Origin of the sequence: Kribbella hippodromi, assembly GCF_039531045.1 — a bacterium.
Classification (GTDB): Bacteria; Actinomycetota; Actinomycetes; order Propionibacteriales; family Kribbellaceae; genus Kribbella; species Kribbella hippodromi.
This window is the reverse complement of record NZ_BAAAPH010000006.1, coordinates 258,321-279,523: the sequence shown is the minus strand read 5'-3', so window position 1 is coordinate 279,523 and position 21,203 is coordinate 258,321. Positions and strand designations below refer to the sequence as shown.

Annotated in this window: 20 protein-coding genes; 10 read left to right on the top strand and 10 right to left on the bottom strand. The window is 67.5% G+C overall.

The genetic code is table 11. The features are described from left to right. Positions 1-85: 85 nt before the first annotated feature. Entirely contained in the window at positions 86-433 is a 348-nt protein-coding gene (locus ABD260_RS11955; protein WP_344233502.1) for a hypothetical protein, read from the bottom strand. On the opposite strand from ABD260_RS11955, the gene ABD260_RS11950 reads away from it, so the two are divergent. The 6 genes from ABD260_RS11950 to ABD260_RS11925 all read left to right on the top strand — a co-directional run bounded on the left by ABD260_RS11950 (position 426) and on the right by ABD260_RS11925 (position 6,556). Next, positions 426-902, top strand: coding sequence for a TetR/AcrR family transcriptional regulator (locus tag ABD260_RS11950; protein ID WP_344233501.1), 477 nt, complete (start codon positions 426-428; stop codon positions 900-902). The two genes, ABD260_RS11955 and ABD260_RS11950, sit on opposite strands and share 8 nt — an antisense overlap. A 221-nt stretch (positions 903-1,123) precedes the next feature. Next, positions 1,124-2,458, top strand: coding sequence for an ABC transporter substrate-binding protein (locus ABD260_RS11945; protein ID WP_344233500.1), 1,335 nt, complete (start codon positions 1,124-1,126; stop codon positions 2,456-2,458). Next, a complete protein-coding gene (locus ABD260_RS11940) occupies positions 2,455-3,393 on the top strand; it encodes a carbohydrate ABC transporter permease (RefSeq protein ID WP_344233499.1) in 939 nt (312 codons plus the stop codon). The genes ABD260_RS11945 and ABD260_RS11940 overlap by 4 nt, the downstream gene beginning before the upstream one ends. Continuing rightward, entirely contained in the window at positions 3,390-4,256 is an 867-nt protein-coding gene (locus ABD260_RS11935) for a carbohydrate ABC transporter permease (protein ID WP_344233498.1), read from the top strand. Before ABD260_RS11940 ends, ABD260_RS11935 begins: the two co-directional genes overlap by 4 nt. A 3-nt stretch (positions 4,257-4,259) precedes the next feature. Further along, positions 4,260-5,693 carry a chondroitinase-B domain-containing protein gene (locus tag ABD260_RS11930; protein WP_344233497.1) on the top strand — a complete coding sequence of 478 codons (1,434 nt, stop codon included), beginning with the start codon at positions 4,260-4,262 and terminating at the stop codon, positions 5,691-5,693. After that, positions 5,690-6,556: an AraC family transcriptional regulator gene (locus ABD260_RS11925; RefSeq protein WP_344233496.1), complete on the top strand. Its 867-nt coding sequence runs from the start codon at positions 5,690-5,692 to the stop codon at positions 6,554-6,556. Before ABD260_RS11930 ends, ABD260_RS11925 begins: the two co-directional genes overlap by 4 nt. On the opposite strand, the gene ABD260_RS11920 is transcribed toward ABD260_RS11925, so the two are convergent. After that, positions 6,553-7,926 (bottom strand): MFS transporter, encoded by a 1,374-nt coding sequence (locus ABD260_RS11920; RefSeq protein ID WP_344233495.1) that lies wholly within the window; start codon positions 7,924-7,926, stop codon positions 6,553-6,555. The two genes, ABD260_RS11925 and ABD260_RS11920, sit on opposite strands and share 4 nt — an antisense overlap. Before the next feature lie 54 nt (positions 7,927-7,980). Further along, a complete protein-coding gene (locus ABD260_RS11915) occupies positions 7,981-8,733 on the bottom strand; it encodes a glycerophosphodiester phosphodiesterase family protein (RefSeq protein WP_344233494.1) in 753 nt (250 codons plus the stop codon). A 26-nt stretch (positions 8,734-8,759) separates the two neighbouring features. Between ABD260_RS11915 and ABD260_RS11910 the strand changes: the two genes are divergently transcribed. Then, complete coding sequence (locus ABD260_RS11910) at positions 8,760-9,893, top strand: aminotransferase class V-fold PLP-dependent enzyme (RefSeq protein WP_344233493.1); 1,134 nt, start codon at positions 8,760-8,762, stop codon at positions 9,891-9,893. After that, entirely contained in the window at positions 9,890-10,513 is a 624-nt protein-coding gene (locus ABD260_RS11905) for a class I SAM-dependent methyltransferase (protein WP_344233492.1), read from the top strand. The genes ABD260_RS11910 and ABD260_RS11905 overlap by 4 nt, the downstream gene beginning before the upstream one ends. 14 nt (positions 10,514-10,527) lie before the next feature. Here the strand turns inward: ABD260_RS11905 and ABD260_RS11900 are convergent, their stop codons facing one another. Genes ABD260_RS11900 through ABD260_RS11880 form a run of 5 tightly spaced genes read right to left on the bottom strand, consistent with a single transcriptional unit; the run spans position 10,528 to position 17,632 of the window. Further along, positions 10,528-11,628: a GDSL-type esterase/lipase family protein gene (locus ABD260_RS11900; protein WP_344233491.1), complete on the bottom strand. Its 1,101-nt coding sequence runs from the start codon at positions 11,626-11,628 to the stop codon at positions 10,528-10,530. 60 nt (positions 11,629-11,688) lie between these two features. After that, positions 11,689-12,540, bottom strand: a complete 852-nt coding sequence (locus ABD260_RS11895; protein WP_344233490.1) for a carbohydrate ABC transporter permease — start codon at positions 12,538-12,540, stop codon at positions 11,689-11,691. Next, positions 12,537-13,463 carry a carbohydrate ABC transporter permease gene (locus tag ABD260_RS11890; RefSeq protein ID WP_344233489.1) on the bottom strand — a complete coding sequence of 309 codons (927 nt, stop codon included), beginning with the start codon at positions 13,461-13,463 and terminating at the stop codon, positions 12,537-12,539. Before ABD260_RS11890 ends, ABD260_RS11895 begins: the two co-directional genes overlap by 4 nt. A gap of 4 nt (positions 13,464-13,467) precedes the next feature. After that, on the bottom strand, positions 13,468-14,796 hold the full coding sequence (locus ABD260_RS11885) for an ABC transporter substrate-binding protein (protein ID WP_344233488.1): 1,329 nt from the start codon (positions 14,794-14,796) through the stop codon (positions 13,468-13,470). Between the two features lie 58 nt (positions 14,797-14,854). After that, on the bottom strand, positions 14,855-17,632 hold the full coding sequence (locus ABD260_RS11880; RefSeq protein WP_344233487.1) for an alpha-L-rhamnosidase: 2,778 nt from the start codon (positions 17,630-17,632) through the stop codon (positions 14,855-14,857). Positions 17,633-17,865: 233 nt separating this feature from the next. Here ABD260_RS11880 and ABD260_RS11875 point away from each other — a divergent pair, with 233 nt between their 5' ends. Then, complete coding sequence (locus tag ABD260_RS11875; RefSeq protein WP_344233574.1) at positions 17,866-18,762, top strand: helix-turn-helix transcriptional regulator; 897 nt, start codon at positions 17,866-17,868, stop codon at positions 18,760-18,762. Positions 18,763-18,778: 16 nt separating this feature from the next. Here the strand turns inward: ABD260_RS11875 and ABD260_RS11870 are convergent, their stop codons facing one another. Further along, the gene (locus ABD260_RS11870; RefSeq protein ID WP_344233486.1) at positions 18,779-19,474 is read right to left on the bottom strand and encodes a TetR/AcrR family transcriptional regulator; all 696 of its coding nucleotides are present in this window, start codon (positions 19,472-19,474) and stop codon (positions 18,779-18,781) included. A gap of 88 nt (positions 19,475-19,562) precedes the next feature. On the opposite strand from ABD260_RS11870, the gene ABD260_RS11865 reads away from it, so the two are divergent. Next, positions 19,563-20,750, top strand: a complete 1,188-nt coding sequence (locus ABD260_RS11865; RefSeq protein WP_344233485.1) for an FAD-dependent monooxygenase — start codon at positions 19,563-19,565, stop codon at positions 20,748-20,750. On the opposite strand, the gene ABD260_RS11860 is transcribed toward ABD260_RS11865, so the two are convergent. After that, positions 20,721-21,176 carry a PGPGW domain-containing protein gene (locus ABD260_RS11860; protein ID WP_344233484.1) on the bottom strand — a complete coding sequence of 152 codons (456 nt, stop codon included), beginning with the start codon at positions 21,174-21,176 and terminating at the stop codon, positions 20,721-20,723. The genes ABD260_RS11865 and ABD260_RS11860 overlap by 30 nt on opposite strands. Positions 21,177-21,203 lie beyond the last annotated feature (27 nt).

Genomic DNA, 21,203 nt, shown 5'->3' with positions numbered 1-21,203 from the left:
GTTGTTTCGCGGCTGGCGCACTACAACACGCCAGCGGTGAAACAACCCGCCAGTCCGTCGTGCGTCAGCAGTCAATAGTCAGCGGTCAGCGACGGGTGGCGGTGAGGGCGACGGCGGTCGAGTTCAGCGTGAAGGTGCCGCCGGCGGCGTCGATCGCGGTGGCGGTGCGGGTGAGGATGGTGTCGAGTTTGCCGGCGTCGGCGAGGGGTTTGGCGAGGCCGCTGGTGCGTAGCTGGTCGAGCCATTCGTCGCGGGTGTAGGTACGCGACCACGGGAAAGCTGGTCGATCGAGGTCGGTGAATGCGCCGGTGGCGGTCAGGCCTTCGGCGGCTCGGTCGAGGAAAGTCTCGTACGCGCCCAGGGGAGAGGCGGCCGCTGAGCGGGTGCTGTTGCGGGAGGGGCCGGGCGGGCTGACCAGCCGGGCGGTGACCACCGAAGCCGGGTGCGCGAAGGGCGTGCTGCACAAGTACTTCACTGACTTCGACGGATTCCTCACCGAGCTCGTACTGGATCGCATCCGCCGGCTCGACGACCAGGCCGAAGTGCTGCTCAAATCCGCCGGCCAGGGGACAATCGCCGACAATCTGACCGCGATGCTCACAGATCTGTTCGGCTCGGTCGCGGTGGCGATCGTCAGTCTGACCATCTCGCGCGACAGCCTCCGGGCGAGGTTGCGCGCGGAGGTGCCCACCGGCGTACCGATCCTCACCGAAGCCGGCCAAGCAGTGCTCGACTACCTGACCGCCGAACAGGAGTACGGCCGCATCCCACCCGGCGCCGACCTGAACACCCTAGGCCTGACCCTGATCGGCTCCGCCCACCTCCTCTACGCCGACCGAACCGGCCCCCGCCCAACCCCCGCCGAGGTCCACGCCTTCATCACCTCAGTCCTCCCACACTGACCACCCGCACGCGGGTGGATATCCACCCGCCTTTTGGGTTCTCCACTCGTATACCGGTGGAGAACCCACAAGAGCAGTGGATATCCATCGGTGTGCGGGGGGCGCGCGGGTGGGGGAGAGATCGGATGACTCATTGACGGGTTGGCTTGGAAAGCGCTATCTTCCGACGAAATGACGCCCAAAAAGTACAAATTGGGCTATTCGTAGACGGGAAGTTCGGGATGAGTCGGTCTGGGAGTCGGGCGCTGCGGGTGGTTGCGGTGGGGCTGGGGGTGGCGCTGGTGGTGGCCGGGTGTGGTGGCGGCGGGGGTAAGGCCGCGCAGGATCCGTCGGCTCCGCTCGAGTTGTGGGCGCGGACCACGCCGGGTGGGGACGGGGAGAAGGGGATGAAGAAGCTGGCGGCGGCGTTCGAGGCGGCGTCGGGGCAGAAGGTCGAGGTGACGGCGATCTTCGACGACTTCGAGACCAAGCTGTCGCAGCGGGCGGCGCAGAAGGATCTGCCGGATATCGTCATGAACGACTCGTCCCAGCTGGGCACGATGGTCGGGCAGGGCATCGTCCGTGAGGTCGACCTGGGTTCGATCAAGGGCAGTGACCAGCTGCTGGCCCCGGCCATCGAGGCCGCTCGTGCCGCGGACGGCAAGACATACGGCGTGCCGTACTCCGCCCAAGCCTCGGCACTGCTGATCCGCAAGGATTGGCGCGCCAAGACCGGCCTGCCCGTGCCGGCGAGCTGGGACCAGCTGGTCGCCCTAGCCAAGGCGTTCACCACCCAGGACCCGGACGGCAACGGCAAGGCGGACACGTACGGGCTCGCGGTCCCCGGCTCCACCAAGCGCGGCTACGCCTCCTGGTACTTCTCCAACTTCCTCTGGGCCGGCGGCGGTGACTTCATCGCCAAGCAGCCGGACGGGAAGTACAAGCCCGCGATGAGCACGCCCGAGTCGATCGCCGCCACCACGTGGTTCCGCGACCTCGCGTGTACGTCGAAGGTGATCCAGCCGGGCGCGGCGACGATGGACACGCCACCCACCAACGAGACGTTCGAGGCGGGCAAGACCGGGATGTACGTGGTCGGCCCGTACTTGATGCCCCGCTTCGACAGCTCGCTCGGCAAGGACAAGTACGAGGTCGTGCCGATGCCGAAGGGCCCGAAGGATTCGACCGTGCTTGCCGAGGGCGGCAGCGTGTACCTGATGGCCGGCTCGAAGAACGAGGCCGCGCAGAACGCCTTCGCCGCGTACGCGATCTCCGCCGAAGGCCAGAAGCTCGGGATGGAGGGCGAGAAGGCCTTCATCGTGCAGTTGCCGGTGAACAAGACCGTCGACATCTCCGCGGTACGCCCCGACCCGCGCTGGAAGCTGTACGCCGACGCGTACCGCGAGCACGGCCGGTACGCGCCCTCGATCCCGAACTGGACGGTCGTCCGGCAAAGCACCGCGGACACCGTGAACGCGCTCATCGCGGACTGTGGTCTGGACACCGGCGCCGAGCTGAAGAAGCTCGACCAGAAGCTCGGTGAGGCGCTCGGTCAGCAGGGCATCGGCGCGTCGTGAGTGTACGTGAAGCGGCTCCACTGTCGGCCCGGGCACCGGTCGCGCAGACCTCCGCCCGGGACCGGCGGCGCCGGGGCGGCCAGTGGTGGGTGCCGTGGCTGTTCCTCGCGCCGGCGCTGGTGCTGTTCCTCTACTTCAAGTTCATCCCGATGGCCCGGGCCGTGTCGATGTCGGTGCAGGAGGTCCGCCCGTACCTGGGCAACACCTGGGTCGGCGGCGCCAACTACGCCGAGATCCTGTCGTCGGACGGCTTCCGCTCGGCCGCTTGGAACACCGTCGTACTCGCTGTCGGGCAGACGTTCGGCTCGATGGTGCTCGGCTTCGGGCTGGCGCTGCTGGTCGAAGGGCAGACCCGCAAGCTGACGTTCATCCGGTCGGCCGCGTTCCTGCCGGTCGTCGTGCCGCTGGCGGTGACGGCGGAGCTCTGGCGGATCATGTACCACCCGACGAGCGACGGCCTGATGAACCAGGTGATCGGATTGATCGGCCTCGGCCCGTCCGGGTTCATCAACGACCCGCACACGTCGCTGGCGTCGATCGCCGTGACCGGGATCTGGCGCGGCGCCCCGTACGACATGATGATCTTCCTCGCCGGACTGGCCGGGATCGACCGCGGGCTGTACGAGGCCGCGACCGTCGACGGTGCATCCACGTGGCGCCGGATCGTCCATGTCACGCTGCCCGGGCTGCGGCCGGTGTTCGCGATCTTGTTCGTCCTCGCGGCGGTGCGTGGTTTCCGTACCTTCACCGAGGTGTTCCTGCTGACCAACGGCGGGCCGAACGGCTCGACCGAGGTCGTGATGACGCTCATCTACAAGCTCGGCCTGGAACAGAGCCGCCTCGGCGTCGGCTCGGCCGGAGCGGTCCTGCTGTTCGCCGCGACGCTCGTGCTGACCGTGTGCGTCCAGTTGTTGCGACGAAGGAGATCCGCATGAGTGCCGCGACCGAGACCGCGCTCGGCCTGACCGAGAGCAAGGGGGTCGGCGCTCGGGTGGCGAAGTTCGTCATCTACGCCGGCCTGTTCATCGTCTTCGCCGGCCCGCTGCTCGCGCTGCTGGTCGGTTCGTTCAGCCATGTGTCGGACCCGACCCAGCTGAGCGTGGTGCCGAACCGGCCGACGCTCGGCAACTTCAAGATCGCCTTCGACCACGGCGTACTCCGGTACTTGCTGAACTCGTTCTTCGTAGTCGGCTTCGGTCTGCTGCTGCAGGTGGCAGTGTCGGTACTGGCCGGGTACGCCCTGGCGCGCAAGGTCTTCCCGATGATGACGCTGGTGATGGTCGCGATCCTGGCCACGATGATGTTGCCGGAGGAGATCCTCGCGCTGCCGCTGACCCTCGTACTGGCCGATCTGCCGGTGCTGCATCTGAACCTGATGGGCACGCTGGCCGGGATGATCGTGCCGCTCGGCGCCTGGGCGTTCTCGATCCTGGTGATGACCGAGTTCATGAAGGACGTACCGCGTGAGCTCGAGGAGGCGGCCCGGATCGACGGCGCCGGCGAGCTGCGGATCTTCGCCCAGATCATCCTGCCGCTGTGCAAGCCCGCGCTCGGCGTGATCGGGGTGTTCGGCTTCACCATGATCTGGGACCAGTACCTGCTGCCGCTGCTGGTGGCGCAGAACTCGTCCTCGTACACGCTGCCGCTCGCGCTGCGGACGCTCCGGATCGACCAGGCGGTCACTCCGGGCGTCGTGCTTGCCGCGTCGCTGCTCGCGTTGCTTCCGTCGGTTCTCGTGTTCCTGTTCTTCCAGCGTTCGTTCGCCCGGGGCCTGACCTCCGGCGCACTCAAGGGGTGAGACATGGATCGTCGTACGTTCCTCGCAACCACCGGCCTGGCCGGAGCCACCGCGGCAGTGGGACTGACCGCAACACTGCCCGCCGCCGCCAAAACCGGGGCTGGAACGGTCAGAACGCTGGCCGAGCTCCGGGACGCAATCAGCCGCGCCGTCCCCGGCAGTGTCATCACCGTTGCCAACGGCACCTATGAGGTACCGGCCGGGGCGCCGCTCGCGATCACCGGCAAGCGCGGCAAACCGGACCGCCCGATCGTGATCCAGGCCGAGTCGATCGGCGGAGTCGTACTGACCGGTGAGCAGAGCTTCGTCCTCACCGGCTCGTCCGACATCACGCTCAGCGGCTTCGCGTTCCGGCAGCGTACGACGTTGGACATCCCGCCCGACTGCCGCCGCATCCGGCTCACCCGCAACGACTTCCAGCTGGCCGATCTCGAGGGCCTGCACTGGGTGATGATGCGCGCGGACGAGTCGACCATCGATCACAATGAGTTCCACGACAAGTCCAAATTGGGCATCTACCTCGGCATCGAGGGCGCGGGCAGCGACAAGATGGCGCGCGGCGTACACATCACCCGCAACTACTTCCGGGACCACACGTTCCCGGGAGACAACGGTGGTGAGCCGATCCGGCTCGGGGTCAGCCCGCGGGCGCTGTCGACGGCCGCGGCGGTGGTCGAGCTGAACCTGTTCGAGCGCTGCAACGGCGACCCCGAGGCGATCTCGGTGAAGTCGTCCGGGAACACGCTGCGGCACAACACCATCCGCGACAGCCTCGGCGGCATCGTGCTCCGGCACGGCAACGGCACCCGGGTGGAAGGCAACTTCCTGCTGTCCGGGCAGAACGGGATCCGGATCTACGGCAACGACCATCTGCTCGTGAACAACTACCTCGAGCGGCTCAGTGGCGCCGGGGTCGTTCTGGGCAGCGGCAACGTACGGGACCACTACCCGGGCGAGCCGCCGAAGTCGCGGACCGGGAACGACGCGCCGGACCGGGTACGGATCGCGCTGAACACCGTGCTGGACTGCGAATCCGGGATCATCGGCGAAAGTCACCGCACGCTGCCGCCGCTGGACTGCGCGGTGACGGACAATCTGTTGATGGCGGACAGCGGGCAGTTGGTGAACATGCCGTTCCAGGACGGCATCACCTGGTCGGGCAACCTCCACTGGGGTGAGGGCACGGACGGCAACGCTCCCGGCGGTTCGTTCACTCGCGTCGACCCGCAGCTCGCGGCGGGGCCGGATGGCGTACGGCGCCTCAGCCCGGGTAGTCCGGCGATCGACGCGGCGTCCCGTACGTACCCGGAGGTCGATGTTGACCTGGACGGGCAGCCCCGGACGCGGCGAGCGGACGTCGGTGCGGATGAGTACTCGCGCAGCGCGGTGAAGTTCCGCCCGCTGACGGCGGCAGACGTCGGGCCACACGCACGATGACGACGCGGGCGCGTACAGAACTGGCGCGTACGGAACAGCAGACCGCCGCCGATCAGGAGACGATCCGCTCGTACCTGGATCGGCTGCGGCTGGACCTGGTCGTCGCCGCCAGGATCACCAAGGTGCACCGGGAATGGTCCCGGCCGCTGCAACCGGACCCGTTCACGAGGCTGTACCTGATCCTTGAGGGCGAAGGCCGGCTGGTGGTGCGGGACCAGGAGCTCTACCCGAAGCCCGGTGAGCTCGTGTACCTGCCGGCCGACGTGCCGGTGTCGTACGAGACGATCAGCGACAACGTGTTCCGCAAGCACTGGCTGCACTTTTCCGCACTGATCGGTGACCGGGACATCGGCGAACTCCTGACGTTGCCGTACATCGTTCCGAGCAAGGCCCCGGAAGAGGCGGCCGCGCTGTTCGAGCAGGTCGGTGCGGCTGACCGCGACCCGCCCGGCCTGGCGACGCCGCTGCGGCTGCGGTCCGCGTTGACCGCCCTGTTCGCGCACTTCCTGGACAGCGTGCCGCCGGGAGAGGTGCGGTTGTCGCCGCAGCAGACGAGTGAGTCGGAGATCGTCCAGTACATCCAGGAGAACCTCGCCACGCTGCCGAGCGTCGAGGAGCTGGCTGCGCGGCTGGGCTACGACCTGCCGACGTTCCTGCGGCACTTCCGGACCGAGTTCGGGTTGTCGCCGAAGCAGTACATCAAGCGGGCCAAGATCGAGTGGGCGCAGCGCGAGCTGGCGTCGACCGCACGGCCGATGGAGGAGATCGCGGCCGCGGTCGGCATGGACCAGTCGTACTTCTCGAAGGTGTTCCGCCAGGTCAGTTCGGTGACGCCCAGCGCGTACCGAAAGCTCTACCGCTAGACGACGGTCGGTTGCCTGTTGCCCGCGTCGGTGATGCCCCGGCGCATGTCGACGCGGGTCAGCAACGCAAGCCCGATCACGAAGAAGATGCCCAAGGCGACGATGGCGGGCCGGTACGAGCCGGTGATCTGGTGTACGAGGCCGAAAACGAGTGTCCCGAGCCAGGATGTACCGCGCTCACCGGCCTGGTACAGCGAGAAGTACTCCGCCTCCCGCCCTTTCGGAATCAACTGACTGAACGCCGACCGGGACAAGGCCTGCGTACCACCGAGCACGATGCCGATCGCGAATCCCATCGCCAGAAACGGCCCTATCTTCCCGGCCGGCAGCAGGAACCCGGCAATCACGATCAGCATCCAGATCACCAGGCCGCCGGTAATGGTCCGATGCGCACCGTACCGCTGGGCGACCCGCCCGAACACGATCGCGCCGAAGAACGCGACGAACTGCACCATCAGAATCGTCGCGATCAGGACCTGGGTCTGGAATCCGAGCTGCTTCTCGCCGTACGTCGACGAAACCGAGATCACGGTCTGAATACCGTCGTTGAAGAACAGATACGCAACCAAGAACAGCAGCGTCATCGGGTACGTACGAATGTGCTTCAGCGTCGCCGCCAATTGCCCGAAACTCTGCCGTACGAGTCCCCGGCTCCGCACCGGCTCGACGCTGACCGGTGGCCGGTCCCGCAGCCGCACGAACGGGATGATCGTGAAGAGCCCCCACCAAATGCCGGCGCTGAGCAGACTGAGCCGCACGGCCGTGCCCTGGCTCATCCCGAGCGCGTCGTGCGCGGTCACCACGGCGAGGTTGATCGCCAGCAGGATGAACCCGCCCGCGTACCCGAAGGCCCAGGCCCGCGACGAGACCGCGTCGCGCTGATCCGGGGGAGCGATGTCGATCAGGATCGAGTCGTACACCACGAGCGCCGCGCCGAGACACAGGTTGCCGATGAAGAGCAGTAACGCGCCGAGCGCCCACCGCCCGCCGCCGACGAACACCATGCAGCACGCGGCCAGCGCCCCGACCCAGGCGAGGCCGCACATCAGCAGCTTCTTGCGGGCCATCCGGTCCGCGATCGCTCCGACCACCGGCAGGAACAGCGCCGAGAAGAGCGTCGCGACCGTGACCACGTAGAACGCCAGCGAGCCGGGCGAGATCGCCAGCCCGAGAACGTGCAGGTTGGTGGTGCACGGCCGGTCGGTGGTGCCCGCGTACCCACAGGCGGCGGTCTCGGCGACCGAGGTCAGGTACGGAGCGAACAGCACCGTGCCGACCGTGGTGACATAGCCCGAGTTCGCCCAGTCGAAGAGGCTGAACCCCCAGTACTCGCGCTTGTCCACACCGTCCGGGGCGGAGAGAAGTCCCATGCGCGGAAGTGTGTCAGGTTCGGGGGACGATGCGTCGTACCCCGGGATAACACTTCAGTGCCACTCACCACGCTGGATCAGCACGTCACGGAGGATGTCGGTCCGGTCGGTGATGATCCCGTCGACCCCGGCGTCGAGCATCCGGCCGATCTCGTCCGGATCGTCGACCGTCCAGACGTGGATCTGCTTGCCGCGGGCATGCGCCCGCTCGATCAGTCCCGGAGTCAGTACCTTCAGCGATCCGTACCGCTCCGGGATCTGCAGGCACGCACCGGCGGCCGGCACCCCGAAGGGCAGGAAGCGGATCAGCGCGATCTCGTACTCCCCGTACCCGGTGCACAACTTCGGCCCGAGCAGCTTCCGCATCCGGTTCACCCGGGCCTGCGAGAACGAGGAGACGCACACCCGGTCGATCGCGTTCGTGCTCCGCAGCACCCGCGCGGACGGCTCCAGCCCGCCGGCTGCCTTCACGTCGAGGTTGAACCGGACGTCCGGGAAGTGCTCGAGGAGTTCGTCCAGCCGGGGGATCGGCTCGTGGCCGTTGATCCGCGCCTTGGAGACCTCCGACCAGGGCAGTTCGGCGACCACGCCGGTCCGGTCGGTGACCCGGTCCAGCTTGTGGTCGTGGAACGCGATCACCACCCCGTCGCAGGTCGCGTGCAGGTCGGTTTCCAGGTACCGGTACCCCAGGTCGACGGCGTGCTGGAACGCGCGCAGCGAGTTCTCGTAGCCGAGCAGTTCCGGGTGGTCCGCGCCGCCTCGGTGCGCCATGGCGATCGGGCCGTCGTGGTCGAGGTAGGGGTACACGAGTGGAAGTATGTACCGTTTGGGTGGTGACGGTACTCAGCCCCCGCCCCGACCTGTGGACCCTCGACCCCGGCGTCCTGCACCTGAACCATGGTTCGTACGGTGCCGTGCCGCGCCGGACCCAGGAGGTGATGGCCGGCCTCCGGAGGGAGATGGACGCGAACCCGATGGTGTGGTTCCGGACCGTCGCCGACCGGCTGGCCGCCAGCCGCCACGCGCTCGCATCGTACCTGCGGGCCGACCCGGCCGGCTTCGCCCTGGTCCCGAACGCGAGCGCCGGCGTGACGGTCGCGCTCGCCACCCTGCCGATCCCGCCCGGCAGCAAGATCGTCCTGACCGACCACGCGTACGGCGCGGTGCGCTACGCGGCCGAGCGCTACGCGAAGGCGCATGGCGCCGAGGTGGACATCGTCGGCGTACCGCTGGAGGCCGACGACGAGACGGTCGTGTCGCTGATCGCCGACCGGCTGGACGGCGCGGCGATGCTGATCGTCGACCAGATCACCTCAGGCACGGCGAAGATCTTCCCGATCGAGGCGCTGGTCGCGGCGGCGCACGCGCGGGATGTACCGGTTGTGGTCGACGGCGCGCATGCCCCGGCGCTGATCGACGCCCCGGCGGCCGCGGGCGCCGACTTCTGGACCGGCAACTTCCACAAGTGGCCGGCCGCGCCAAGAGCGACCGCCGGCCTCGTGGTGGCGGAGCGGTGGCGTACGGCGTCGATGCCGCTGATCGTGTCCTGGTCGGAGTACGACGAGCGGCTGCCGGAGCGCTTCGACATGCAGGGGACGTACGACTACGTGCCGTGGATCGCCGCGCCCGAGTCGCTCCGCGTACTGTCCGACCTGGACTGGCCGACCCGCCGTCCGCAGCTGACCGCACTGGTCGAAGAGGGGTCACGCCTCCTGGCCAAGGCGCTCGGCACCGGGATCGCCGACGTCGGGCAGGCGCCCGCGACGATGCGCCTGGTCGAGCTGCCGTCCTCGGTCGATCTGTCCGGTGGCGAGGCGCTGAAGGTCCGGGTGTCGCGTGAACTGAAGGCCGAGATCACGCTGACCGGCTTCGAGGACCGTGGTTTCGTGCGGCTGTCGGCGCATGCGTACAACTCGCCGGCGGACTTCGAGAAACTGTCGGCGGGGCTGCCTAGAGTCCTGGCGTGAACGACATCCAAGGTTCGTACAACACCGCTGCCGACGGCTACCACGCGTTTCTCAAGGACTATCACCGGCAGGATCCGTTCGAGCAGGGCGCGCTCGACTACTTTGCCGCGCTCGTTGAGGACGGTCCGGTGGGTGATCTTGGTTGTGGGACCGGCCGGATCACGTCGTACCTGGCCGGGCGTGGGCTGGACGTGTTCGGGATCGACCTGACGCCGGGCATGATCGAGGTGGCCCGGCGGGAGTACCCGGAGCTGCGGTTCGAGGTCGGGTCCTTGTTCGAGCTCGACCTGAAGGACTGCGAGCTTGCCGGGGCGCTCGCTTGGTACTCGCTCGTTCACACTCCGGGCGAGGAGTTGCCGGCGGTGTTCGCCGAGTTGTTCCGGGTGGTCCGGCCGGGCGGTCTGCTGGTGCACGGCTTCAAGGTCGGTGGCGGCAGCCGGCATCTCAGTCAGGGGTACGGGCATGACCTTGACCTTGAGGTTTACAGTTTCGCGGTCGGCGACGTCGCCGGGTTGCTGGCCGATGCGGGGTTCGTCGAGGTCGCGACACTGACCCGCGCCGCACTGCCCGCCGAGAAGGACGCCGGGCAGGCGGCGCTGATCGTCCGCAAACCAGAGTGACAAGCCGGGTGTGATCAGGCGGGCCAGCTCGTTCCCGGGACGGTGAGGTCGAGGGAGTCGATTTCGGCGAAGCACGTCCGGTACGTGAACTTGAACGTGTTGGCGCCCGCGTTCAGCGCAACGTCGATCGCCTGCTGCGTCCACGCTTCCCAGCCGTAGGACGGGTACTCGATCACGCGCGCGGCGCCGCCGTTGATGTTCAAGGTGTGCGAGCACGTCGTACCGGAGCCGTTGCCGCTGCGGATGAACACGCGGAAGGTGCCCGCGTACGGCGCGTTCACCGTGATTGTCGCGGAGCTGGACAGGTCGTCGAGCCACCCGGCCTTCCCGTTGCTGGAGGCTAGCTGGGACGTCGCGCTGTGCGCCTTGCCGGTGAACACCGCGGTCTCGGCCTCGGTCCGCGCGATCGGCGACCCTTCCAGTGCCGCGTACCACTGGGCGGCCAGCTTCGTGTTGCCGCTGTGCGTCAGGTGAATGCCGTCGGCCGCGATGTCGCTCGCCGGGAGCGCACTGCGCGTGTCGACGAACCGTACCTTCGCACCCTCGGCCGCGAGCTTCGCGACCACGAACGGGATCTGGTTGTTGAATGTCGCGGCGCGGGCATTGGTCGCGGCGTCACCCATCGGCCCGACGGTCGCCACGTACACGGCCAGGCCCGGGCGGGCGGTGAGCATGGTCCGGATCAGGGTCTCCAGCCGGGCCGGCGCGGTCGCCAGGTTGACGTTTCCGAGGACGTCGTTCGCGCCGGCGTGCAGCAGCACGATGTCAGGCTGGTACGTCTGCATGCGGTCCGCGGCGATCGCGGTCATCTGGTCGATTACCCAGCCGCCGTGGCCTTCGTGGTCCCGGTCCGGCAGGTTGGCGGGCGTGCTGTCGGTGACCGAGCCGACGAAGTCGACGGGGTGTCCTTCGGAGTTGAGCATCCAGTACAGGTCGGTGCGGTACCCGCCGGGGATGCTGCCGGCGGTGGTGGACGAGCCCAGCGGCATGATCTTCGTCGCGGCCGTCGCGGCAGTTGTCGTCCGAGCGGCAGTCGTCTGGGCGGAGGAGGGAGACGGGGACAGGGACAGGAAGAGTGCGGGCAATACGAGCAGCCCGGCCAGGAAGCGTCGCATTCGAGCACTGTCCCAGCCGTACCCCCGGCCCCGGTACGCCTTCGATTCAGGCCGAATGGTTCAGCCCTTGATCGCGCCCGACGTCATCCCGGCCACGATCTGCCGGTTGAAGAACAGGAACATGATCAGCGGCGGAATCGTGATCAGCAGGATGTTCATGAACAGCAGGTTGTACTGCGTCGAGAACTGACTGTTGAAGTTGTACAAGGTCAGCTGCACGGTCGCGTTCTGATCGCCGGGCAGGAAGTACAGCGGATTGGTGAAGTCGTTGAAGACGGCGACCGACTGCACCACGATGACCGTCACGATCACCGATCTGAGCAGTGGGAAGATCACCCGGAAGAACAGCCCGAGCGACCCGGCGCCGTCGATGATCGCCGCCTCGTCGAGTTCCCGTGGAATGGTCGCCACGAATGCCCGGAAGAGCAGGATGCAAAAGGACAATCCGAAGGCGATTTCGATCAGCATCAGGCCGGGCAGGGTTTTGAACAGGCCGAGTTTCTGCAGGACCCAGATGGTCGGTACGACGGCCGGCGGGATGATCAGCCCGGACAGCACCAGGAAGTTGATCAGCCCGTTCCACCGGCTCTTGCGGCGTTGCAGGACGAAGCCGGCCATCGCGGCCAGGATCACCATGCCGGCCACGCTGACCACGGTCAGGACGGTGCTGTTGATGAACGCGATCACCAGCATGTAGTCGCGGGCCTTCACCACTTCGACGAAGTTCTGCACCAGCCGGAACTGGTGCGGCCAGGCGAAGTTCAGGTCCGCGGACTGCTGCCGGTCCTTCACCGCGGTCAGCACGATGAACGCGAACGGGATGATGAACACCACGACCGAGGCCAGGATCGCGACCGCGCTGAGCGCCCACTTCCGGGCCGGGCGGTGGTTGACGAGTTCGGCGGTACTCACAGGTCCACCTCCTTCCGGTTCAGGAACCACGACAGCGGCAGGATGATCACGGTGACGGTGATGAACAGCACCACGTTGCCGGCCGTCGACAGTCCGTAGAAGCCGGCCTGGTACTGCTTGTAGATCACCGAGGCGATCACGTCGGAGGTGAATCCCGGACCGCCCTGCGTCATCGCCCAGATCAGGTCGAAGGACCGGAGCCCGCCGATCAGCGACAGGATGATGACCGTGACGGTGGCCGGGCGGGACAGCGGCAGGACGATCCGGCGGAACGTCTCCCACGATCCCGCGCCGTCCACCCGGGCCGCCTCCAGGTACTCGCGTGGGATCGACACGATGCCGGCGATGTAGATCAGGGTGGCCAGGCCGACGCCCTTCCAGACGTCGACCGCGGCCACCGAGAGCAGCGCCCACTTCGGATCGGTCAGCCAGCCGGGCCCGTTGATCCCGATCACGCTGAGCGCGCCGTTGATCAGGCCGCGTTCGGGGTTCATCAGCACGGTGAAGGTGAGCCCGACGCCGATCGTGGAGACCAGCACCGGGAAGAACACCACCGACCGAAGGTAGCCGCGGGCAACGATCTGCGAGGTGAGCAGGACCGCGAGCAGCAACCCGAGGACGACCTTGGACCCGGACGTGACGACCGCGTAGATCAGGGTGTTGGTGAAGCCCTTGATCAGCGCGGGTTCCTGGAAGAACAGCTTGAAGTTGTCCAGTCCGACGAACTTCGAGTCGAACAGGCTCCACCGGGTCAGGCTGAAGTACAGCGAGGCGAACGTCGGGATCAGGAACAGGACGCCGTAGATGATCGCCGACGGCAGGAAGAACCAGGTCGAGTACGGGCGGTAGACCTTGCTCCCGGCGCTGGAAGTGACCGGGGCGGCCTTGCTTCGCTGCTGGGGTTTCACCGAGGTGATGGCCACCGGATCACCAGCCCGCCAGCCCGAGCTGCTGTGCCTGCTTCTTCACGTCCTCGTCGTACCGGGCGGCGCCGTCCTTCGCCTTCCGGATGCCGGAGCCGACCTCGACCGTGATCTGCGACAGCGACGGGCCCTTGACCGGGGACACGAACTCCAGCGCCAGACTCGATCCGTCCGGCTTGTCCAGGTACGGCTGCATGTCCTTGATCGCCTGCGGCACATCGGCCGGCAAAGTGCAGCCCTTGACCGCGTACGGACCGGTCGGCGCCCCGGCTGTGTTCTGCGACTTGCAACCGTCCGGGCTGGCGATGAACGCGAGGAACTTCTTGGCCGCGTCCAGCTTCGCGCCGGTCGCTGTCTTCGGGATGTAGTTCGCGCCCGGCGTCCACACCGTCAGGCCGTTCTTGTTCGCGTCGTCACCAGGCAACGCGAACAACCCGACGTTCTTGGCCGCATCCGGGTAGGTGGCGATCATGTTCGCGACCACACCGGACAGGATCGGGTACTGCGCGCCGGTACCGGTGGCGAGCATCTTCAGGCCGTCCGGCAACTTGGCCGAGGCGAAGTCCTTGTTCTGCAGGCCGGCGTCGTGCACGGCCTCGGTGTGCTCGAAGCCCTTCAGTGCGGCCGGCGAGGTCGCGTACTTGGCTTGGTTCTTGGTGTACTTGTCGGCGAAGTCCGGCTCGGCCGCCGCGACGTTGTGGAAGTCGCCGAGGACGAACAACTGCGCGGTCCAGGTCTCGCCGTACGTCTGGATCACCGGCGCGACCCCGCCGCCGGCCGCCTTGATCTTGGCACTGTTCGCCATGAACTCGGCCCACGTCTTCGGCGGGGTCAGCCCGAGCTTCTTGTAGACCGGGATGTTGTAGAGCACCGCGCCGCCCATGAACCCGCCGACCGGCACGCCGTACACCTGGCCGTCGGCGGTGACGGTGTTCTTGAAGTTGTCGTCCAGATCACCGACGTACGGCTGGTCGCTCAGCGAGACCAGGTTCTTCTGCGGCGCGATCGCCTGGAACAGCGACCCGGTGTTGTAGTTGAACACCTCCGGCATGTCGCCGGTGGACAGCCGGGTCTTGACGATGTTGTCGCCCTCGGTACCGGCCGGCCGGGTCTCGATCTTGATCGAGATCCCGGCGTTCTTCGCGGTGAAGTCCTTGACCAGTTGCTGGGCTTCCTTCATGTCCTGATCCTGGTTGCCGATCAGGTAGGTGATCTCCACCGAGCCATTGCCCGAGTCGGAGCTGGAACCGAGACTGCCCGCGCTGCACGCGGCGAGGGTGAGAGAACAGACGGCCAGCAGGGATAGTCCGCTGGCTCGTGGGCGGAACCGCATCGTGACCTCCAAGGGGATGTTCGGCAACGGCAGCGGGGCGGGGTCGGGGTGAGTGGGATCAGTGGTTGAGCAGGGCGCCGAGTGCGGTCTGCACGGTCTCCGGGTTGGTGGTGGCGGCCGCCTCGATCAGACCGGTGGCCGGCTGGTCCAGGTAGCGCTCGAGCCGGCCGGCGAGGTCCGCGTCGTCGGTGACGAACCCGCTCTCGGCGGCTGCCGCGGCCAGTGCGGTCCAGGTCGATTCGTGGTCCATGAGCTGGCGGACAGTGGCGTCGGCCGGTAGTGCGGTCGGCTGGGCGTACGGGTCGGCGCCGGTCCAGGTGTGCGTACCGTGACCAACCTCCACCGGCTCATCCGCGCCCGGTACCTCGACCTGTGCGCGCGCACCCACTGGCACGGTGACGATCAGCTCGATCTGCCCCGCGGAGCGCTCCCACTCCACGGATGCTTCGCCGTAGGGCGTGAGGTGCTTCGCGGACGCCGAGGTCAGTTGCTCGGTGTACAACGGCCGCACGTCGATCGTCCGGTACCCCGGCTCCGCCGCCGCGAGGCCCGCGACCCGGCGGTGCATCCAGTCCGCGACCGCGCCGAGGGCGTAGTGGTTGAACGAGGTCATCTGACCGGGGTTGATGCTGCCGTCGGGCAACATGCTGTCCCAGCGCTCCCAGACCGTCGTGGCTCCCATCGTCACTGCGTACAGCCAAGAGGGGCAGCCTGTCTGTAGCAGAAGCCGGTACGCGAGGTCAGGATGTCCGGTATCGGCCAGTGCGTCGGTCACCAACGGCGTACCGACGAATCCGGTACTGATCCGGAACCCCGACGTGCGCACCAGGTCCGCGAGCCGGTCGCCGGCGCGCTTGCGCTGCGACTCGTTCGGCAGCAACGCCCACTGCAGCGCGAGCGCGTAGATCGTTGCCGCGTCGCTCAGTACCCGGCCGCCGTCGGTCGTGTACTCGGCCGCGAACGCCTGCCGCACGCGCGCCGCCAGCTCGGTGTACTCGCGGGCCAGATCGGACTGCCCGACCAGCTCGGCAGCCTTGCCGACGACCTCGGCCGAGCGGGCCAGATGCGCGGTCGCGAGCACGTCCGGGTCGGCCTTGGCGCGGAACGGGTTGTCCGGCGGCGCGGTCGGGTCGAGCCAGTCGCCGAACTGGAATCCGCCGGACCACAACAGGTCACCGCCGGCCAGGTCGGCCATTTTGTCGACCCACGCCCGCATGCTCGGCAGCTGCCTGGCAAGTAGTCCGAGGTCACCGCTGCGCTCGTACACGACCCACGGCACGATCGTTGCCGCGTCACCCCAAGCTGCCGTGGCCGGTGCCTCGTTGCGGAGCACATCCGGTACGACGAACGGCACCGAGCCGTCCTTTTGCTGCTCGGCTGACAGGTCCGCCAGCCAGTTCGTGAGGAAACCGGCGGTGTCGTACAGGAAGCTCGCGCTGGGGGCGAAGACCTGGATGTCACCGGTCCAGCCGAGTCGCTCGTCGCGTTGCGGGCAGTCGGTCGGTACGTCGAGGAAGTTGCCGCGCATGCCCCACACGACGTTCTGGTGGAACTGGTTGAGCAGCTCGTTCGACGACTCGAACCAGCCGGTGCGGTGCAGGTCGCTGCCGAGTACGAGCGCCTCGAGGTCCTCCTTTTGCAGGTCGTCGACGCCAGCCACCTCGGCGTACCGGAAACCATGGAAGGTCAGCGGCGAGTCGAGGGTGACCTCGTCCGGACCGGCCAGGATGTAGGAGTCGATGGCTTTGGCGGTCCGCAGCGGGCGTACGCCGAGCTCGCCGTCCTCCAGGACCTCGGCGTGCCGCAAGACGATCTCGTCACCCGGGGCGTGACCGCGGACCTTGAGCCGGACGCGGCCGACCAGGTTCTGGCCGAAGTCGACGAGGGTTTTGCCGGCCGGCGAGGTGGTGATCGCCACCGCGGGCAGGACATCGGTGATCCGCACCGGCGGGCCGTCCGGTGCGACCAGCAAGGTGAGGTCGGCGTCGAGCACGTCGACCGGTGCCGGTTCGCCGGGTTGCTTGCGGAGGTCGGTGGCCTGGCCGTCGTACAGGTCGTCGGCGATGACGTTGCTCTCGCGGGACGTCCACGAGTCGTCGCTGCCGAAGGTATGGACCTGGCCGTCTTCGGTGGTGACCTCGAGCTGGGCGAGGACCGCGAGCCGGGTGCCGTACAGCTGGCTCTGGTCCTTGAAGCCGATCCGGCCGCGGTACCAGGCGTTGCCGAGCAGGAACTCGAGCGTGTTCTCACCAGAATGAACAAGCTCGGTCACGTCGTATGTCTGGTAGCGCAGGCGGTACTGATAGGAGGTCCAGCCGGGCGCGAGCTCTTCGGTGCCGACGCGTTGCCCGTTGAGCTCGGGTACGTAGACGCCGTGCGACGTTGCGTACAAACGTGCCTTGACGATGCCGTCCGGCAGGTTCGCGGCGCCGGCGACCAGGGGAGCGGGGGAGCCGTGGGGATTGTCGCGCGGGCTGACGAAGCGGGCGGTCCAGTCGTCCGCGGTCAGCAGTCCGGCTTCGACGGTCGCGGGTTCGCTCCAGTCACTCCAGTCGTCACCGCGGACCCGGACGCGTACCTGCGCGGATTCGCGGGATCGCAGCGGTTCACCCGGCCAGGGGACCAGGACCTGGTCGGGGGACTGCACGGTGAAGACTTGGGTGCCGTCGCTGCTGATCTCGACTTCGTATGCCGTCTGGGTGTATCCGTCGGCCGCGGCCGGGACCTGCCAGGAGATCCGCGGGGCCGCGGTGCCGGTGCCGAGCACGGGAGCGGGCAGATGTTCGAAGCCCAGATGTTCGAATCGCAGAGCGGTGGGTGCGGCGGGTTGCGACATGTGACTCCAACCAAGGCGCTGATCAGGGACAGAGAGTGAAACAACAGATCGAGCTCGGGGTGAAACGATTCAGTGAGTATCCCGGCGAAACGCCTCGAACTGGGAGCGGATGGGTGCGGCGGACGTTTCGCCTGTGCACCGATCTTGCGGCGGGCAGTCGCCGCCGACTAGCCCAATGTGCACTTGGTCTAGCACGATCTGCACCTTGGACCTATCGTGAAGCGGTGTCGGAGATGGCCGAGGAGCCGGTGCAGACCCGCGGCACGGTGCTGCACTTCGTCGAGGGAACCGTCGTGCACGCCGGCCCGCATGTGCACGTCCGGTCGCATCCGCTGCACACGCACAGCTTCTTCGAGCTGTTGCTGGTGACCGGCGGTAACGGCATTCATCACAGCCTGGCCGGGCGGCAGCGGCTCCGGCCCGGCGACGCGATCCTGCTCCGGCCGGGGGTCTGGCACGAGTACGTGGAGTGCGACTCGCTCGAGGTGTACAACTGCTGCTTCTCGGCCGATCTGGTCCGGCGGGAGCTGGCCTGGGCGCGCGAAGATCCCTTACTGGGTTACCTTTTGTGGACCGGGCCGTTCTCGGCGCAACGTCGCGGAATGCTCGCGACGCACCTCGATCCGGACACTCTGACCGAGGCGATCGGTCACCTGGACGGCCTGCGGCAACTGCGCAATCAGCCGATCGGCCGGCATCGCGGCGAGTTGATCGGCTGGCTGTCGCTGTACCTGAGCTGCGTCGCGCGAACCGTCGCCGGCCGCGACGAGCGCCGTGAGCTGATCCATCCCGCGGTCGTCGACGCGATGCGGATGATGGAGGCCGAACCGGCCCGGCGCTGGACGCTGACCGACCTGGCCGCCGAGCTGCACCTGGCACCCGGCTATCTGGTCCGCGTCTTCAAGTCGGTCACCGGGGTGCCACCGATGGCGTACCTGTCCCGGCATCGGGTCGAGCTCGCCGCCGACCGGTTGCTGCACACCGACCTGCCGATCAACCGGATCGGAGAATCCGTCGGCTGGCCGGATCAGAACTACTTCGCCCGCCGATTCAAATCCCACTACGGGCTGTCCGCCTCCGCCTATCGACAACGTTTCAATGTCAGGAAGTCGAGCGTTCCGCACCCCTGATTCAGCTGTCCTACAGCTAAGTCCGCCCGCCCTGGCGCTGGATCAACAGGTCCAGGCCGTCGAGGATGCGGTCCAGCCCGAACTCGAGCCCCTGGTTCTCGCTGCCGGGCGACGTACGCATAGCCGCGGTGAGGTGCGGGAAGCGGTCGGACTCGGTGCTGAGGATCGTGCCGAGCGCCTGCTGCATGTCTTCTTCGGTCAGCCCGGTGCTGTGTCCGGGGAAGGTCGTGGACTGCTGCGCGATGTTCCGGACGTGGCTGGTGATGACCAGGATCGAGTCGAGTTGCTCGCCGCCGCTCAGCCCGGTGCTGGTGAGTGCGGCGACGCCGCGTTCCATCCAGGCCAGCTCGTTCGGCCCGAGCAGGCGGCGGCCGATGGTGGACTGGAGCAGCCAAGGGTGCTTCGTGAAGCCCTCGTACAAGTCCATGGCCCAGGTCCTGAGCGCCTCGCGCCACGGTAGCTCCGGGCGGTCGGGCGGTCCGCCCATCGCCAGGTCACTCATCACCGCGACAAGTTCGGTCTTGCCCGGCACGTACCGGTAGAGCGCCATCTTGGTCACCGGCAGCTCGCCGGCGATCCGCTGCATCGAGACGGCGTCGAGGCCTTCGGTGTCGGCGATCCGGATCGCCACCTCGGCGATCGCGGCCAGCGTCACGGCCGGTTTCGGGCCGCGGCTCGGCGCCGGCTGGTTGCCCCAGAGAAGTTCGGTCATGCGCGGGTTCCCTTCCGGAAAGGACTTGAACTGTGTCTACCATACACATTATTGTGTCCATCGGACACAATTACTTTGATGGAGGCTGATGATGAGGGTTCTGGTTTCTGGTGCGAGCGTCGCGGGCCCGTCGGTGGCGCTGTGGCTGGGGCGCGCGGGGCACGACGTGACGGTGGTCGAGATCGCTCCCGAGCTGCGGCAGGGCGGGTATGCGGTGGACTTCCGCGGCGAGGTCTTCACCACCGTGCTCGATCGGATGGGTGTGCTGGCGGATCTGCGCGCGCTGCAGACCGGTGGCAGCGCGATGCGGTTCGTCGACGAGTCCGGGCGGAAGCTGATGCGGCTGCCGGCCGAGTTCGCGGGCGGTGAGCTGGAGGTACTGCGCGCGGATCTGTCGCGGGTCTTGTACGAGCACAGCCGCGACCAGGCGACGTACCGGTTCGGGGACACGATCGCGAGCCTGAACGAGCACGCGGACGGTGTCGACGTCCGGTTCGAAAGCGGCATCGAGGAGACGTACGACCTGGTGATCGGCGCGGACGGGATGCACTCCGTCGTACGCCGCCTGGCGTTTGCGCCGGAGCAGGTGCTGGAGCGTCACCATGGGTACTACGTGGCCGGCTGGGAAGTGCCGAACACGTGGGGGATCAGCGGCGACTCACTGCTGTACAACGTGCCTGGGAAGCTGGCCAGTGTCGGCGCGGACCAGCGGGACAGCAGGGTGGCGCAGACGCTGTTCGTGTTCAAGTCGCCGGAGCTGAAGTACAACCGGCGGGACCTGGATCAGCAGAAGGCGATCCTGCGGGAACAGTTCGCCGGCCTGGGCTGGTACGTGCCGGAGCTGCTCGCTGCGTTGCCCGCGGCAACCGAGTTGTACTTCGACTCGATCAGCCGGGTACGGGTGGATCGCTGGTCGACCGACCGGATCGTGCTGCTCGGTGACGCCGGGTACGGCGCGACGTTCGGTGCGCTCGGGACCGGTACAGCGGTGGTCGGGGCGTACGTACTGGCGGGGGAGTTGGCGCAGGGAGATCTCCGGACCGCGTTCGACCGCTACGAGGCGCGGCTGCGGAAGGCGGTGTCGACGACGCAGGACGGTAGCCGGGCGGGTTCGTTCATGGCGCCGGCGACCCGGTTCGGGCTGGCGGCGCGGAACAAGATCCTGGACATCCCGTTCTTCATGAACAAGATGATCAAGCTGGCGGCGAACATGAGCGAACTGATCGAGCTGCCGTCGTACCCGGCCCTAGAGCAGGGGAAGGTCGGTCAGGAATGACTCCCAGCTGTCCGGCAGCCAGCCCGGTACGCCGAGGACAGCCAGGTAGCCCCAGACACCGACCACCACACACCCGAAGAGTGCCGTCGTCCCGAGTGCCTTCAGCCAGGCGGGCTGCTTGCCGGTCCAGGTGGTGAGGGTTTTCACCCAGCCCTTGACCCGGTACAGCAGCCGCTGCGCCCACTCGAACTCACTCGACAGCACCGCCAGCCCGGCGATGAACAAGGGAATGCCGCCCGGGCCGGGCAGCCAGCCGGTCAGCGGCGCGGCGATGAGCAGCAAGCCACCGACAACGCCCACGCCAATCCGGTAGAGCGCCAACTTCCGCGGGTTCTCCCGGATCCGCCGCCGCCACTCCCACTTGTCGTCGGCAGCGTCCAGCGTGATGTTGTCATCCGTGCGGTCGGGACTCTCTTGCTCGGCCACGCTTACAGCGTACGTGGTCGATCTAGG

Bases quoted from the DNA above. Each gene is read 5' to 3' on its own strand.
- ABD260_RS11875 (WP_344233574.1), top strand. From the start codon at position 17,866: ATGGCCGAGGAGCCGGTGCAGACCCGCGGCACGGTGCTGCACTTCGTC.
- ABD260_RS11900 (WP_344233491.1), bottom strand. From the start codon at position 11,628: ATGCGACGCTTCCTGGCCGGGCTGCTCGTATTGCCCGCACTCTTCCTG.
- ABD260_RS11865 (WP_344233485.1), top strand. From the start codon at position 19,563: ATGATGAGGGTTCTGGTTTCTGGTGCGAGCGTCGCGGGCCCGTCGGTG.
- ABD260_RS11930 (WP_344233497.1), top strand. From the start codon at position 4,260: ATGGATCGTCGTACGTTCCTCGCAACCACCGGCCTGGCCGGAGCCACC.
- ABD260_RS11880 (WP_344233487.1), bottom strand. From the start codon at position 17,632: ATGTCGCAACCCGCCGCACCCACCGCTCTGCGATTCGAACATCTGGGC.
- ABD260_RS11885 (WP_344233488.1), bottom strand. From the start codon at position 14,796: ATGCGGTTCCGCCCACGAGCCAGCGGACTATCCCTGCTGGCCGTCTGT.
- ABD260_RS11870 (WP_344233486.1), bottom strand. From the start codon at position 19,474: ATGACCGAACTTCTCTGGGGCAACCAGCCGGCGCCGAGCCGCGGCCCG.
- ABD260_RS11925 (WP_344233496.1), top strand. From the start codon at position 5,690: ATGACGACGCGGGCGCGTACAGAACTGGCGCGTACGGAACAGCAGACC.
- ABD260_RS11920 (WP_344233495.1), bottom strand. From the start codon at position 7,926: ATGGGACTTCTCTCCGCCCCGGACGGTGTGGACAAGCGCGAGTACTGG.
- ABD260_RS11935 (WP_344233498.1), top strand. From the start codon at position 3,390: ATGAGTGCCGCGACCGAGACCGCGCTCGGCCTGACCGAGAGCAAGGGG.
- ABD260_RS11945 (WP_344233500.1), top strand. From the start codon at position 1,124: ATGAGTCGGTCTGGGAGTCGGGCGCTGCGGGTGGTTGCGGTGGGGCTG.